We start from the raw sequence: 16656 nt of genomic DNA, 5'->3' as shown, positions 1-16656 counted from the left end.
GATTTACTTAAAATAAAGAAAACTTGATATAAAATAATGAATACACCAACGCACATCACATTATCTAACCCACTGGTTAGTAATCAAACAACCGATTCAGGTAAAACTGCGTTACCAACACTGCCGCCTGACGTGCTGGCGGCAAAAAATATTCAGTTTTCTAAAGACGCCGTAACACTTGATGTGTTTATTAATAAGCATTGGCAAACTATTCGACTCGGGACAAGTGAGATCCCAGTAAACACTGATAAAATAGTAAGCGCTAACATACAATTAAGTACCGATGGTAAAAGTCTAACTATCATCCCAAATAACACCACCTTAACAATTAAACAACCGGATCAGTTACAACGATTTTTGAATTTTATAAATACTCACAGCGATATTCAAAACAGCGCACTCTCGTTACACCTTGTATTACAACCAACGCCAAAGCTGGTGATTGAGAAATTTAATGCCAGTATTGCCATTAACAAACAGGTTGCGCAACTACTCGCTGATGAGCCCTTTTTAAAGGGGATGATTGAAACTGATAGCAAAGGTACTCGACTTACTATTATTAATCGGTTTGCTGACATTGTGCATTCACAGCCTATAAGCCAAGCAAAACTGATACAATTGCTTGCCAGTAATTTAAATCCTGCTCAGCTTCATGCTATGCCTAAATTTGCGATGTTAAACCCAAGTACAACAACGGGCTCGATAGCAATTAGCTTAAGTCATCAACAGTTAACTGAATTACCCACAACACCCACTAGAGTAAATATTATCGGCCAAGCAGATACATTAGTGATTAAAACCGCTTATCAAAATATATCCCTCAGCCTTAAAAACTCATTTAGTAAAGTGTTTAATGAAATGTTATTGCAGCAGCCGCAAGCATTAATCGATTCGCCAGCAAATAAGTCACACCCGCTAAGTAACGTAAATAGTCCAATACAGTCATGGCTAAAAAGTAGTTTTGCTGATTTTAAAACACGTATTTTAGATGCGGTCAGACACTTTGAAAATAAGCCATTTACTACGGTGCTAAATGCACATCAAAAGCAAAAAATTATTGGCAATGAACAACAAAAATGGCTTGCGCCAGTACAAAAAATAGACATAACACAATCAAAAACCCCCTTGAGCACTACGCCGCCGTTGCTACAATTTACTCAGCAGATAAAGGCTAATATCTCTTTATGGCAACAGCCGCCTTTGCTAATATCAACAGGCTTAAACCCTATTGTTACTCCATCAGCACAACCGCCTAATGGCACTTTAACAGCTATTCATCATTTACAGCCGCTAGAAAAACTATTACTGGCAACGGTTTTAAAACAAAGTGCAACCACGGCAATAGCGCAAAAAGACGCTAACAAACAAGTATTGAGTAGCCAACTCAACACCATCGTAACTAAAATGGCAGATCAGGGCACTGATTTAAACCGCTTGGTTAATCAAGCTTTTAATCGTATGTTGTCAGAAAGTAATTTGCATCCTACAACCATACAACGTGAAATACTCAGCACCTTTAGACCGACACAATTACCCAGCAACACCTTGCAAAGCTCGTTTAATAGAGGTGTGGAACAGCTTTCACTAAGTATTTTAGCAGCGCCTATTCTTAATCAAAACCCAAGCGCTGTTAGCATTAATAACCAAACTGGTTTAGAAGCTCTATTACAGGTTTTATTGCCAAATTTTAAGGTTGGAAATACAGCCAATAAGTTACTAGAGCAATTACAACAACCACAAGTACAAGCATTAGCAGGTGAATTAAGCCAAATTAAAAATGTAATAAGCCAAGTACAAACACCCGCAATTAATCAGCAACCCGAGACTAACTCCTTAGTGCAATTTTTATTACCCATGAAGCTACCACCCGAAGCGGCGCAAACAGAGATCTCTTTAGGGCAATATAAAAAGCCAAACAGCGGCAAATTAGCGGATAAAAATGTGTGGTTTGTAAGATTAAATTTTGATTATGCCGAACTAGGTAAGCTGCAAATAACCGCTGAGCTGATGGATAAAGCATTAGATTGTCAGTTATTAGCGTCTACACAAGCTCTAAGCGCGCTGGCTCATCCACACCTTGATAATTTACGTTCAAAATTGGCAAAGCAGGGCTTGCAAGTGGGCAATCTGGACTTAAAACGAGCAGATGACAGCCATCAAGCATTTTATCAATCCCATGCCATTATAAATATTAAGGTTTAGCTATGACGGAGTCATTTAAGAATAACTCAGCCATTGGACTACTGTATGAAGCGGGTAATTCGCCCACAGTCAGCGTTAAAGGGTTTGGAGAATTAGCGGATGAAATTATTGCCCAAGCCAAAGAAAAAGGAATTTTAATTCATCAAGATGAGGCGCTTGCAAATACGTTATCAAAATTAGAACTCGGAGAAGAAATCCCCAAAGAGCTGTATTTTGTTATTGCCGAGCTCATTGCGTTTTCATATGTGGTAAGAGGGAAATTTCCACCGGGATGGCAAGATTTTCAGGGAAAACTCAACATAAAAGCATAACGTGATGTTATAAAAGCAAAAAAGACGCTAAGCGCCTTTTTGTTTATGTAAAGAAAACAACAGTTCTGCTTCGGCGCGAGGTAATTCACATTCGCGAATAACTTCGTCTAAATCAGCGCCAAGTTCAACCATTTTTACCGCACGAGAGTATATTTTAGCATCAGGATCATCATATTTTTGAGCAGCTTGTTGCTGTATTAGTTCTTGGTTTTGTTGTTCTACCTCAAGCACTCGTTTACCAATACTCAATAACCCCGTTCTTAACTCAGAGACTTCGCTACGTAAAATAATAATCTGCTCTGATGAATCTTTAAATTGCTGTAATTGCGCGCTAAGCTCACTCGCGTAACGCTTTTTAAACATTACAATTAACAGCAGCGCGAATAGCCCAAAGACTAAACCCGCTATAGCAATACCAAGTAATAACATAGTTTTATATAGAGAAGCTTATATATCGCTTAACTCATCCCATTCGTCATCACTGAGTAGTTTATTTAAGTCAACCAGAATAAGTAGCTCGTTATCGCGGTTACAAACGCCTTGAATAAATTTAGCGCTTTCTTCTGTACCTACATTCGGCGCACTGTCAATTTCAGAGCTACGTAAGTACACAACCTCAGAAACACTGTCGGCTAAAATACCAATGACTTGCTCTTCCGCTTCAATGATCAAAATGCGTGAGTTGTCAGTCGCTTCAATATCGGGTAAACCAAAACGAGAGCGAGTATCAATAACAGTAACAACATTACCACGTAGGTTAATAATACCAATCACGTATGAAGGCGCACCTGGCACAGGCGCGATTTCAGTGTAACGCAATATTTCTTGCACTTGCATTACGTTTACACCATAAGTCTCATCTTCTAGTTTAAATGTCACCCACTGCAAAATTTCATCATTGACATCTGCATTTTTTTTAGCTGACAGTAATTTATCTTCACTCATGCTCTTACCTCGTAATGGTCATTACTTGTGACGGCTATCTAAGCCTTTCTCTAATAGTGCGTTTAAATTATTTACATCTATTAAAGCACACATTTTTTCTTTAATTACTCCAGCAAGCCATGGACGCTTACTGTTATTTGTACGCCATTTTACATCTTCTTTACTCAATGTAATGTTATTTATTAGTTTTTCTGCTAACAAACCCCATTGACTATCACCTAAAGTAATTAGATATTGGTAATTTAAAGATGCCTCTAGCTTCTCATCATACTTCTCAGGCATAACCCAGCGCGCGGTATCAACAACATTTAGCTTTTCTTCTCGGTTGATCATCACCCCTTTAAACCACTTAGGCTTACCAAATAAATGATTCACTTCTCCAAGCTCATAAATTCCACCTAACGCTTTTAGTGGTACTGCCAAAGTCAGCCCAGCCACTTCGAAAAACAATGCTTGGAATTCACCATCAAAATATTGTGCCTCACTAGCGGGTGCCACTTCGTGCCCAAGTGTAAACTGCTGCGTTTGATGGGACTCTAATTCTACATTTTTTTCTTGTTTATTTAATTTTTCAATTTCAATAACGGGCTTAACCACAGGTTCAACTCTAAGTTCAACCTGCAAAGGGTATTCTTTTTGCTCTTCGTACGTTACCCGCTCAAGCAATTTAGCAACAGGCGCAAGGTCTTTTACTGGTTCGTCATCAGATAATAACGCCCCTAAATACTGAGTGACTACTTTTTCATTAGCAAATAATTGCTTACTCATTTATTAACCTTGTTTTATCAAATATTCAAGTAATGCTTTATAAGCATAGACCCCACGCGCATTCGGACAAAATTCAACTGGCACTTTTTGCGCTAAACTTGCATCTCTAAATTTAGTATCGACCGGAATAACACCAGGCCATACTTTTTCTTTGTACGTATCTTGTAATGTTTTATAGGCTTCAAGTGATGCTTTGGTTCGCTTATCATACATAGTAGGAATTATAGTATATTCATAGCTTTTCGCTTGCGAGGTTTGCATTAACTCCATCGTACGCATCATTCTGTCGAGCCCTTTAAGCGCTAAAAACTCAGTTTGCACTGGCACCAGCACCCTTTCGCAGGCTGCAAGAGCATTTACCATAAGCACCCCTAAAACGGGGGGCAATCTAAAATTGCATAATCGTAATACTCGCTAATTTTAGCCAGTGTTTTTTTTAAAATCAGCCCCATCCCCGTTTTATTACCCATACTACGGTCAAGTGTTGCAATAGCCATAGTGGCAGGCAATATATCAAGGTTATCTATGGTTGAGGGGCACAGTGCTTGCAATATTTCTTCGCTTTTCATACTCGAACCGCGCGTGAAAATATCGTAAACACTGACCTCTAAATCTTCTGAATCAATACCAAAATAATAAGTTAATGACGCATGCGGATCAGTATCAATCAGTAACACTCGCTTACCTTGCAGTGCAAGGATCCCAGCAAGGCTAACCGCTGTGGTAGTTTTGCCGACTCCTCCTTTTTGATTAGCTACTGTCCAAACTTTCACATTACATCCTAATTACTGTTCGTTGCGTGTGGTAACACGAATGCCGCCATGCTCTAAGCGAATTATTTTTATTGTATCGTCTTGAGTTGGCAACTCAACCTCTACTGGCTGAGATGCTTGTGCAGAAACTTGCTGCTCAGTGTCTTTATCTGATGACTCTAAAGCCAAACCATATTTAGACAGCGCAATCACGACTTTGCGATTTTCAGCTCGTCCGGCTTCGGTATCATTATCGGCAAACGGAGAGTATTGGCCGTACCCTTCAATCGCCATACGTGATGATTTAATGCCTAAACGCTCTAACTCAACTAATACCGAGGTTGCACGCGCCACGGATAACTCCCAGTTAGAGCGAAATATTTCATTTCGTATGGTTTCGTTATCCGTATACCCGCGTACTCTTATATAGTTATCGACAGGCGCAATGATTGCTTCAACTTTTTTTACAATCTCTTTGGCTCTATTATGCGCAGTCGCACTGCCACTGGCAAACAACAACCCAGAGTTGAGTTCAATAACCAACCAGTCTTGACTAAGCTCTAAACTTGCTTCACCACTTCGTATCTCATCAATAAGTGATGATTGTAACTTAATTAATAAGCTGTCGAGCGGCTTTCCTAAATGACGTTGATTAATATTGCTATTATCGCTTTGACCATCGAGTAATATTGGCCCTTGCTCCTGATTTTGAATACTTTCACCATACAAGACTTCAGCCTCAGTGGTCACTCTTTCAAGCAATAAAGCATCGCCATTTACTCCTTTACCCTGCTCAGAAAATGGTTTCGCTGATTTATCAAAAACATGTTCAAGAGAATGAGATAAAACGCGAATGCTGTCTTCTTTGTTTATTGCAATGGCATACAATATGACAAAAAATGCAAACATAATGGTCATATAGTCTGCATAAGAAACTAGCCAACGCTCAGTATGATGGTTTTTGCTATCTTTATGACGTAAACGACGGCGCAACATAAGCCTTAATGTGCCTGTATAGTAGGGCGCTCAACGCGATAAGCTTCAAGCTTTAGCTCAATATTAATAGGGCTTTCACCTTGACTGATAGCAATTACCCCCTCCGCTAACATTTCGTGGTAAAGCATTTTTTGCTCAACCCGTTGCTTTAATTTATTGGCTATGGGCAAAAACAGTAAATTCGCCAAACCCACGCCATATATGGTGGCAATAAATGCGGTGGCAATACCCGTTCCTAATTGCTCAGGATCGTTAATAAACGACATAGCTTGGATGAGTCCAAGTACGGCACCTAAAATACCTATAGTTGGGCTGTAACCCCCCATCGCCTCATATACTCGACTGGCTTCGAGCAACCGTTCTCGTTCGAGTAATAAATCAATTTCAAGTGTGTCACGTAATTTTTGTTCTGCACAGCCATCAACTAATAAGCTCAAGCCTTTCGCGGCATAAGGATCTGAGTGAGTTAAGGCTTCTTGCTCTAACGCTAAATAACCTTCTTGGCGAGCCTTGTGCGACCAGCGTTTTACTTGCTCAATAGCGTCTTCAATATCTTGGTTATCAGTAATAAACACCCAATGGGTAATACTGATCATTTTTTTAAATGTATTGGCCGACGTTTGCAGCATTACAGCCCCCAACGTCCCCCCTAATACAATAATCAAAGCTGGCCCATTAAATAGCGAAGATAACACCCCCCCCTCTAAAGAATAGCCGATTGCAATAGCCCCTAATGCAACCAACAATCCTAAAACAGAAAGCTTATCCACAACCAACCTCTTTGTTTAGTCGCGCTGCCACATCGTCTAACGCTAATATTTCACTAACGATACCCGCATTAACCACCGCTTGTGGCATACCGTTCACAACACAGCTTTTTTCATCTTGCGCCCAAATTGTTCCACCTGTTTGTTGAAGCATACGCGCACCATCACGCCCATCAGCTCCCATGCCTGTCAAAATAATGGCAAGTACATCACCTTGATAAGCTTTTGTGACACTTGCAAGTGTCACATCAACACTTGGTTTATAGTTGATGCGCTCGCTGTGATCTTCAAATACGCGAAGAGTTCTATTTGAGCCTCGCCCTTCTACCAATAACTGCTGGCCACCAGGGGCTAAATAAGCACAACCAGGCTGTAATCTATCGCCCTGCTGCGCTTCTTTAACTTTAATTTTACATAAACCATCCAAACGAACAGCAAAAGCGGGCGTAAACGCCGCTGGCATGTGTTGAATTAACAAAATTGGATGAGGGAAATTAGCGGGTAATTGTGTTAAAACTTTTTGCAGTGCAACCGGCCCGCCCGTTGATGTACCAATCACAACGAGCTGATACTGTTTTCCACTAGCACGAGTTGATACATTGCTTCTAGCAGCTACATTATTACCATTAGAACTGCGGTAAGGTTGGGCTGTCGGTGTAGTTATTGGGTTAGAAAAACGCTCTGATGTATTAGATGGCGTTTTATTTACGCTTGGGCTAGTTGGTCTCAATGCCCTGCCAATACGTTGGCGACCAATATCTTTTACTTTGTTTTGTAATAATCTAATTGCATCTTCATTATTGCGGGCAATATCTTCAAACTTTTTAGGAAGAAAGTCCATTGCACCAGCATCAAGTGCATCTAAGGTAGCGGTTGCACCATCTCTTGTTAACGATGAAAACATTAAAATAGGCGTTGGATTACTGGCCATAATCTCTTTAACCGCACTAATACCGTCAAGCACGGGCATCTCAACATCCATGGTAATCACATCAGGACGTAACTGAGCTGTTTTATCAACAGCTTCTCGACCATTTACTGCAAAACCAATTACCTCAATGCCACTGTCTTGTTCAAGAATTTCACTCACTCTACGGCGAAAAAAGCTTGAATCATCAACTACTAAAACTTTTACAGCCATTTCGCTCTCTTATTCAATGAATGGATAGGCATATACTTTATGCCTACTTTTTATTATCTAGCGTAGTGCTTTAGCATACTCGGTACATCTAATATCAGTGCTATTCCACCGTCTGAGGTTATTGTTGCACCCGCCATACCCGGCGTACCTTGTAGCAATGCATCTAAAGGCTTGATAACCACTTCTTCTTGACCAATTAATGAGTCAACAACGAAACCCACTTTTTGAGTCCCTATTTGTACAATAACTACATGGCCTTGTGCTTTTCGTTGGCCTTGGTCAGCCCCTTTTATGAGCCAATGTTCAAGATAAAACAACGGAATCGATTTTTTACGCACAATAATAGTTAACTGACCATCAACCACATTCGTTTTTGTTAAATCTAAGTGGAAGATTTCACTCACTCCCGCCAGCGGCAGTGCAAACGTTTGTTCACCGACTATCACCATTAAAGTAGGTAAAATTGCAAGTGTAAGTGGTACTTTAATTTCTAATGTAGTACCTACTCCCAACTCTGATTTTATGTTTACTGAGCCATTTAATTGCGTAATTTTTGTTTTAACTACGTCCATGCCAACACCACGGCCAGAAATATCTGAGATCTCTTCTTTGGTAGAAAATCCGGGTGCAAAAATAAGATTATATGCTTCTGTATCAGATAAACGACTCGCTTGATCGTGATCAAGCACCCCTTTACTAATCGCAATTTTCTTAAGCTTTTCGGCATCCATACCTGCACCATCATCCTCGATAGTAAGTAAGATATGATCACCTTGTTGAGATGCTGATAACGTCACTGTACCTGTTCTTGGTTTACCTGACGCTTCACGAACGCTTGGCATTTCAATACCATGGTCAACTGAATTGCGAACCAAATGCACCAATGGATCAGCAAGTGCTTCAACTAAATTTTTATCTAAATCGGTGTCCTCACCAACCATTTCCAAGTTAATATCTTTTTGCAATGTTCGTGCTAAATCACGTACGACACGAGGAAATCGACCAAATACTTTTTTGATTGGCTGCATCCGTGTTTGCATCACTGCACCCTGAATATCAGCAGTGACTACATCTAAGTTAGAAATTGCTTTACCCATAGCCTCGCTGTCGGAGTTGGTCGCTAGGCTCACTAGACGATTTCGTACAAGTACCAGTTCGCCCACCATATTCATGATCTGATCTAAACGCTTAGTGTCAACACGAACCGTTGTTTCTGCCGGTGGTGGTGCCGCTTTTTTAACGGGTGCAGCTTTTGCTGGTTGCGCGGCAGCTACAGGTTTAGCTGGCTCTGGCTTTGGTGCAACAGGTGCAGCTGGTGTGGGTTTATTAACAGCTACTGGATCTGGCTTATTGTCAGGGCTTGATGTTTCTAACGATTTAGGCGCACTTTTGCCATGTAACTCATCAAGTAACGCTTCAAATTCGTCATCACTTATTTCATCTTCGTCCGAACTTTGCACATTACTTTGTGAAGCCGCAGGTGCTGTTGATGCCTCATCTGGTGTAGTTGCTGTGTTTTGAGTTACCTCACCAAAACTACCTACACCATGCAATTCATCTAATAGATTGTCAAACTCATCATCCGTAATGTCACCACTTGGGCTGCTCTGAGTTGATGATTGTTTTTCTTTAGGACTCTGACCTTGACCATGTAATTCATCAAGTAGACTTTCAAATTCATCTTCAGTGATTTCATCAATCTGGGAGTCTGCACTGCTAGTCTCAGAGCCGCTAAATAGCTCATCAAAAGCAAACTGATCTTCGTCATCTGAATTAGATTGAGAATCATTGCTTGGTTGTTCAGCAACAGCTTCTTCTGCAGGAGCGGCTTCAACTGATGTAACAGCTTCGACTACAGAATTGCCTGCAAGCTCTTCTGCTGTAGGTGGCTTGCCTAGTTTATGCATTATTGCGAGTAAATGAGGGTCAGCAGGCTCTGGTTCTTCTCGGTTTTTGATTGTTGTGAACATTTCATTGATAGTATCAAGTGCTTGTAATATCACATCCATCAATTCAGAGTTGACCGTTCTTACGCCTTGGCGTAATAAGTCGAACACGTTTTCAGCGCCATGACATGCATCAACAAGCTCATTCATAGCCAAAAATCCTGCGCCACCTTTTACAGTGTGAAAACCTCGAAAGATTGCGTTTAATAGCTCAGTATCATCTGGGTTATTTTCCAGTTCTACTAACTGTTCAGATAAAAGCTCAAGGATTTCTCCGGCCTCTACTAAAAAGTCTTGTAAAATATCTTCATCGACTTCAAAGCTCATGCAGTACTCTCCTATTAGAAGCCCAAACTTGATAATAGATCATCAACTTCGTCTTGATCAGATGCAACATCATCACGCGTTTCTTTATCAATAATAGGTCCTTCCGGGCCTGCTAGTGTTTGTGCAACAATGGAATCTTCAATTTCTTTTGGTTTTTCGGTTACTTCAATCTCACCTTGATCTGCAAAAGCAGTTAACAGATGGATTAAGCTTTCTTCAACTTCACGAACAAGTTCAATAACACGACGAATAACCTGACCAGTTAAATCCTGATAATCTTGAGCCATTAACACATTAGTCATCAATGTTTGTAGCTCATCTGTTTTGTGATGAGAACTATTCATGAACTTATCAATGCTATGGCAAAGTGATTTAAACTCACCAAGCTCAATCTCGCGATTCATCAACCGGTCCCAGGTAGGCTTAATACCCGCTATTTCATCCGCGATTTCTTGTGCTAATGGCAAACTTGCTTCAACTGCATCCATCGTTTTATTGGCCGCATTTTCTGTCATTTCCATAACATAATTAAGGCGCTTTTTAGCATCAGGGATGGCATCGGTAGTAATGTCTGCCAACCGAGTATCTAATTCGAAACTTTTTAAAGCTTCGTGTAACTGGCGCGTTAACTTACCTACCTCAGCAAATAACGCTGATTGCTCTAATGAAGCTGTTTCTAAAATCAACTCATCCGCTTTATCTTGCTCACCGTTTTCTAAAAAAACAACTAATTGGCGAGCTTGTTCTAAAGTAATCTGAGGCGCAGCGGGTGCTGGCATAAGCCTCTCCCTCTAATTAACCTAAGCGTTCAAACACTTTTTCTAATTTAGTTTTCAATGTGCCTGCTGTAAATGGTTTAACAATGTAACCATTTACGCCTGCTTGAGCTGCTGCAATTATTTGTTCTTTTTTAGCTTCAGCCGTTACCATTAAAACAGGGATATGTTTTAATTTTTCATCAGCTCGAATTGCCCTCAAAAGATCAATACCTTGCATGCCTGGCATATTCCAATCTGTTACTACAAAATCAAATACTTGATTTTGCAACATAGGCAAAGCAGTAGAACCATCATCTGCTTCTTGAACATTGGTAAAACCTAAATCACGCAACAGGTTTTTTATAATACGTCTCATCGTAGAAAAATCATCAACAACGAGAATTTTAATGTTTTTATCCAAAACATCCTCCAGTGAGGCCTGAACCTTTATTTACTTACTTCTAGTTTATCCAGTCATTGATTTTTGCTTTTAGCTTAATCATCGCCTGACCATGTATCTGACTTACACGCGATTCGCTTACATCGAGTATATGCCCTATTTCTTTTAAATTCATTTCATCGTTATAGTACAAAGAAAGCACCATTGCCTCTTTTTCTGGCAACGATTTTATCGCACTAAGTAAAGATTCATTAAACAAATCATTCTTAACATTATTGAATGGTTTGTCTAGTGCTAAATCTTGGCCATAGGGTGTAATAACATCATCATCAATACCAAGATCTTCAATACCTAAAACTTTGCTTACATTCACATCGTTTAAAATATGATGGTACTCATTTAACGAAATTTCAAGTTTTTCAGCAACTTCACTATCTTTAGGCTCACGGTTTAAGCTACCTTCAAGCGCGACGATAGTTTCTGCAACTAAACGACTTTTTCTATGAACTGACCGTGGAACCCAATCACCACGGCGCATTTCATCAATCATAGCACCGCGAATTCGAATACCTGCAAAGGTTTCAAAACTGGCACCTTTACTTGCATCAAAGTTTTTAGACGCTTCTATCAAACCAATCATACCCGATTGAATTAAATCATCTAACTGCACACTGGCCGGTAAACGAGCAATTAAATGACATGCCACCTTTTTGACTAATGAGGCATGCTTTTCAACAATCATATTTAAATTCTGTGTTGATTGATATCCCATAGCTCTATTCACCGGTGTTGTCATCGTTAATTACTAACAAGCTTCTCAATAAAAAACTCTAAATGTCCTGAAGCTTGACTAGGTGTTGGCCACTTAGTTATTTTTGTTGCTAATGTCTTAAAAGCAATCGCCGCAGGCGACCCTGGAAAGACTTCAACAATCACTTTTTGGCGTCGTGTTGCTTTACGCATATTTTCATCATAAGGAACCGTTGCCACTAACTCCATTGAAATATCTAAAAACCGGTCGGTCACTTTTGAAAGCTTAGCAAATAACTCCTGCCCTTCTCGTAAACTACGCACCATGTTAGCAACAATTTTAAATTTATATACGCCATGCTCACGGCTAAGTACTTTAATAAGCGCATAAGCATCAGTGATTGAAGTCGGCTCATCACAAACCACCACCATCACATCTTGTGCAGCACGGGAAAAGCTCAGCACCATATCAGAAATACCGGCCGCGGTATCAACAACTAAAATATCAAACTCAGTATTTAGCTCACTAAATGCACGAATAAGACCGGCATGCTCTGACGGTGATAATTCAACCATACTTTGCGAACCTGACGTTGCAGGCACTATTTTTATCCCTGCAGGACCTTCTACTAATATATCATCAAGTTCACATTCACCTGATAAAACATGAGATAAATTGCGCTCTACTCGTAATCCGAGCATAACATCACAATTAGCAAGACCTAAATCAGCATCTAATACAAGTACACGTTTGCCTTGTTGGCCTAACGCGATTGCAGTGTTTAGAGATACATTTGTTTTGCCTACTCCACCTTTGCCGCCGGTGACAGCGATAACTTTTACGCCGTTATTATTATTGTTACTCATTTTGCGAAGGCCGCTTGCTTGATCTAAAACTGTGTTAATCATACATCTCTACTGTGCTCGACGCCACTGCTTGGTGTCGTGATTGTTGTGCTTTTATTCTCTTTAAATACAATTGCTCAGCTTTTTTTACTAGTTTTTCAGCGTTTGCCACTCTAATATCTTCTGGTACTCGCTGACCGTTAGTAAGATACCCTATCGGGAGGCGATTTTGAATCGCAATACTAATAATCTCACCTAAACTCAATGACTCATCTAATTTAGTAAAAATACATCCACTCAACTGCACTTTTTTGAAATGCTTTACTGTTTCTTGTAATACATTTATTTGTGCCGTAGCACTTAATACTAAATAACTACGTATATCAACACGCTGATTACGCATCAAGGTGTTTAACTGCGCAGTCAAACGCAAATCACGTTGACTCATTCCGGCAGTATCAATTAATACTAGACGTTTATTTCGTAAATGGTATAAAACCTCAGCTAATTCATTGGCATTTTTTACTTGTTTTACACCACAGCCAATAATACGGCCATAAGTCGCTAACTGCTCATAAGCACCAATACGGTAAGTATCAGTGGTAATAAGGGCCACTTTATCAGCCCCATATTTTTGGGCACCTAATGCTGCTAGTTTTGCAACTGTGGTCGTTTTACCCACGCCCGTTGGGCCGACTAGTGCATATACACCACCTTGACGAAGTATTTCATTGTTAGTGGTTTGCATTTGATCTTCGACCATGCTCAACAACGCCTTCCAACCTTGCTGGCGAGACACATCGTCTGGTACAAAACATGCCATTTGCTCAGCAACGTCTTTTTCAATACCCATTCCTACTAAGCGGTCAATCATACAAGCACGTGTAGGATCGCGACGTGCCATATCTTGCTGCATTAAACCCGACACTTGGTGCTCTAATAATTGACGAATTGCGTTCATTTCTTCACGCATTGTACTCATTTCATTCGTTTCATTTTGGATACTTTGTTGACGAGGAGCAGCGGGTGAGTCTAAATCATCAAAGTCGCTGTCTAAGTCATCAAAGCCTAAGCTATCGGCCTGTGTACGAGGACGCACTGGTGCAGTTTGTTCAGGCTCAAACATACTTTTTGAGCGCGGTTGTACTGGCTCACGTGTTTGGTAATACTCAGGGGTATTTTGAGCGCTAGGCTGCCCACTGTGACGTTCTTGATAATCTGCTGACGTGTCGATACCTGAGTGAGAAAACATTGAAGCAAGCTCAGCTGAACGAGGACGCGGAGACTGACGCTCTAATAAAGCTTGTAAACTATCGGCAACCTTTGCTTGTGGCTTAGGCTGAGCACGCTGTGGCTCAGGTTTAACAAAATTATGCGGGCTTTGCTCAGTAGTATGCGTATAAGATGCACTTGTTGAAGGCTGGCCTTGAGGTTGCACAGGCGCTTTTGTTGCGGCTTTGTCGTAATCAACTGCAGCTACAATTTCAACGCCATTGGCTAGTTTTTTATTCGACATAATAACCGCATCAATACCAAGCTCTTCTTTTACTTCTTTTAGTGCGGTGCGCATGTCTTTAGCAAAAAAACGTTTAATTTTCATAATTCAAACCTCTTTAAAATCTTATTGTTGGCCTACAGAGCTGACAATCTTGATCTGTCTTTCATCGGGTATCTCTTGATAAGACATCACTCTCAATCCTGGAATGGTGTATTTAACAAATCGAGATAACACAGTGCGTAACATTCCTGATGTAAGCAATATTGAGGGTTCACCGGCCATTTCTTGGTTTTGATGGGCTTCATTGAGTGATGTTTGAAGTCTATCAGCAAGTCCTGGTTCTATTCCGGCCCCTTCGTCACCTGCATTTTGAAGTGACTGATGCAACATCTGTTCCAACTCAGGTGCCAAGGTTATGACAGGGATTTCAGAAGACATACCCACAGCGTCTTGAACAATTAATCTACGTAGCGATATTCTTACCGCAGCCGTTAACACATCTGGGTCTTGGCTACGAGGGCCATACTCAACGAGGGTCTGAACAATTGAGCGCATATCACGAATTGCCACACCTTCATTTAATAAGTTTTGTAATACTTTGACTATCGTGGTGAGAGGTAAAACATCAGGCACTAACCCTTCAACTAAGCGAGGGTGACTTTTACCTAACATATCTAATAAGTTTTGAACTTCTTCATGGCCTAACAATAATGCGGCGCTATTGGTCAGAAGTTGACTAATATGAGTTGCAACAACCGTCGCTGCATCAACGACTGTGTAACCTAGAGATTGTGCCTCATCTTTTTGATCCGGTTTTATCCAAACCGCATCTAAACCAAAAGCAGGATCTTTGGTTTCAATGCCTTTTAATGGTCCAAACACTTGGCCTGGGTTAATCGCTAATTCATCACCGTGTTTGAGCTCTCCTTCGCCACTTGATACACCCATCATTGTTATACGATAAGCATTAGGGTCAAGCTCAAGGTTGTCGCGTATGTGCACAGGCGGCACTAAGAAGCCAAGCTCTTGAGAGAGTTTTTTACGCACACCTTTAATACGATTTAATAATTCACCACCTTGTGATTGATCAACCAGTGGAATTAACCGATAACCTACTTCTAAACCAATAACATCAACTTGCTGTACATCATCCCAGCCAAGCTCTTTTTGCTCTTGTTTAGCTGCAATCCCCTTACCTGATGCCGCATTTTCAGCCTCTTCGGCTTCAGCGGCTGCTAATTTGAGTTTATTTTGTTGTGTGTAGTATGCAAGGTAGCCTAAAAGTGCCCCTAAACTTAAAAATGCAAGGTGCGGCATACCTGGAATTAAGCCCATAGTAATAAGAATACCGGCAGCAATAAATAGCGACTTTTCATTCCCTAGTTGCTGCTTAAATTGATCGCCCATATTATGTGATTCGTTTTGGCGAGTCACAACAATAGCGGTACCTACAGATAGTAATAAAGAAGGAATTTGAGCAACTAAACCATCGCCAATAGTCAGTAAAGTATATACCTCCATTGCACGACTAAAACTTAAGTCATGCTGGATCATGCCAATAAACAGGCCGCCTACAATATTAATCACTAGGATAACAATACCGGCTATGGCATCGCCTTTAACAAATTTACTCGCACCATCCATCGAGCCATAAAAATCAGCTTCACGGGTCACTTCTTCACGACGATCTCTGGCTTGCTCTGCACTAATGAAACCGGCATTCATATCCGCATCAATCGCCATTTGTTTACCCGGCATTGCATCAAGGGTAAAGCGTGCTGATACTTCTGAAATACGCCCAGCACCTTTGGTGATTACAACAAAGTTAATGATGATCAAAATTAAAAACACCACTAAGCCAACAGCATAATTACCACCAATAACCACCGAGCCAAAGGCCTCAATGACTTTACCCGCGGCGTCAGCACCATTATGGCCCTCAAGAAGTACCACCCGGGTACTTGCCACATTAAGTGCTAAACGCATGATAGTTGCGATTAATAAAATGGCTGGGAACATACTAAATTCCAGTGGCTTCATGGTGTATACGGTAACGAGTAATACCACTAAAGCGAGCGCGATGTTAAACGAAAATAATATATCAAGCAGAAATGGAGGCAGTGGCAAAATAACCATGCCAAGCGCAGCTACCACTAAAAGCGGGGTACCAACGCCCTTTGCATATTCTTTTTTATCTTTATTAAGTTGTTGTAATACCGCTTTAAATTCCATAACTCTACAATTTCAAA

Annotated in this window: 15 protein-coding genes and 1 pseudogene; 2 read left to right on the top strand and 14 right to left on the bottom strand. The window is 40.6% G+C overall.

Annotation, left to right across the window (positions count from 1 at the left end):
* Positions 1-36 precede the first annotated feature (36 nt).
* Positions 37-2202 carry a flagellar hook-length control protein FliK gene (fliK, locus tag AC6H44_RS03870; protein WP_500737616.1) on the top strand — a complete coding sequence of 722 codons (2166 nt, stop codon included), beginning with the start codon at positions 37-39 and terminating at the stop codon, positions 2200-2202.
* Between the two features lie 2 nt (positions 2203-2204).
* Positions 2205-2513 (top strand): EscU/YscU/HrcU family type III secretion system export apparatus switch protein, encoded by a 309-nt coding sequence (locus AC6H44_RS03865; RefSeq protein ID WP_500737614.1) that lies wholly within the window; start codon positions 2205-2207, stop codon positions 2511-2513.
* Positions 2514-2540: 27 nt separating this feature from the next.
* Here the strand turns inward: AC6H44_RS03865 and AC6H44_RS03860 are convergent, their stop codons facing one another.
* From AC6H44_RS03860 to flhA, 14 genes and pseudogenes are all read right to left on the bottom strand, one after another.
* Complete coding sequence (locus AC6H44_RS03860; protein ID WP_500737613.1) at positions 2541-2942, bottom strand: DUF2802 domain-containing protein; 402 nt, start codon at positions 2940-2942, stop codon at positions 2541-2543.
* 18 nt (positions 2943-2960) lie between these two features.
* A complete protein-coding gene (locus AC6H44_RS03855) occupies positions 2961-3458 on the bottom strand; it encodes a chemotaxis protein CheW (RefSeq protein WP_500737611.1) in 498 nt (165 codons plus the stop codon).
* Positions 3459-3479: 21 nt separating this feature from the next.
* Entirely contained in the window at positions 3480-4226 is a 747-nt protein-coding gene (locus AC6H44_RS03850; RefSeq protein ID WP_500737610.1) for a chemotaxis protein CheW, read from the bottom strand.
* A gap of 3 nt (positions 4227-4229) precedes the next feature.
* Positions 4230-4999, bottom strand: a pseudogene (locus tag AC6H44_RS03845) (ParA family protein).
* Positions 5000-5011: 12 nt separating this feature from the next.
* Entirely contained in the window at positions 5012-5974 is a 963-nt protein-coding gene (locus tag AC6H44_RS03840; RefSeq protein WP_500737609.1) for a flagellar motor protein MotB, read from the bottom strand.
* A 5-nt stretch (positions 5975-5979) separates the two neighbouring features.
* The gene (locus AC6H44_RS03835) at positions 5980-6744 is read right to left on the bottom strand and encodes a flagellar motor protein (RefSeq protein WP_500737608.1); all 765 of its coding nucleotides are present in this window, start codon (positions 6742-6744) and stop codon (positions 5980-5982) included.
* On the bottom strand, positions 6737-7882 hold the full coding sequence (locus tag AC6H44_RS03830) for a protein-glutamate methylesterase/protein-glutamine glutaminase (RefSeq protein WP_500737607.1): 1146 nt from the start codon (positions 7880-7882) through the stop codon (positions 6737-6739). Before AC6H44_RS03830 ends, AC6H44_RS03835 begins: the two co-directional genes overlap by 8 nt.
* A gap of 53 nt (positions 7883-7935) precedes the next feature.
* A complete protein-coding gene (locus tag AC6H44_RS03825) occupies positions 7936-10155 on the bottom strand; it encodes a chemotaxis protein CheA (protein WP_500737606.1) in 2220 nt (739 codons plus the stop codon).
* Between the two features lie 14 nt (positions 10156-10169).
* Positions 10170-10934 (bottom strand): protein phosphatase CheZ, encoded by a 765-nt coding sequence (locus tag AC6H44_RS03820; protein WP_500737605.1) that lies wholly within the window; start codon positions 10932-10934, stop codon positions 10170-10172.
* A gap of 16 nt (positions 10935-10950) precedes the next feature.
* Positions 10951-11334 carry a chemotaxis response regulator CheY gene (gene cheY / locus AC6H44_RS03815; RefSeq protein WP_008465395.1) on the bottom strand — a complete coding sequence of 128 codons (384 nt, stop codon included), beginning with the start codon at positions 11332-11334 and terminating at the stop codon, positions 10951-10953.
* Positions 11335-11374: 40 nt separating this feature from the next.
* Entirely contained in the window at positions 11375-12085 is a 711-nt protein-coding gene (locus AC6H44_RS03810; protein ID WP_500738372.1) for an RNA polymerase sigma factor FliA, read from the bottom strand.
* A gap of 26 nt (positions 12086-12111) precedes the next feature.
* The gene (locus tag AC6H44_RS03805) at positions 12112-12972 is read right to left on the bottom strand and encodes a MinD/ParA family ATP-binding protein (RefSeq protein WP_500737604.1); all 861 of its coding nucleotides are present in this window, start codon (positions 12970-12972) and stop codon (positions 12112-12114) included.
* Positions 12965-14509 carry a flagellar biosynthesis GTPase FlhF gene (gene flhF / locus AC6H44_RS03800; protein ID WP_500737603.1) on the bottom strand — a complete coding sequence of 515 codons (1545 nt, stop codon included), beginning with the start codon at positions 14507-14509 and terminating at the stop codon, positions 12965-12967. Before flhF ends, AC6H44_RS03805 begins: the two co-directional genes overlap by 8 nt.
* A 21-nt stretch (positions 14510-14530) precedes the next feature.
* Positions 14531-16639, bottom strand: coding sequence for a flagellar biosynthesis protein FlhA (flhA, locus tag AC6H44_RS03795; RefSeq protein ID WP_500737601.1), 2109 nt, complete (start codon positions 16637-16639; stop codon positions 14531-14533).
* Between the last annotated feature and the right edge of the window lie 17 nt (positions 16640-16656).

The sequence above is a fragment of the Pseudoalteromonas sp. TAP-3C genome, from assembly GCF_059888565.1.
Note: the sequence above shows the minus strand (reverse complement) of the source record. Positions and strands in the feature narration are given on the sequence as shown.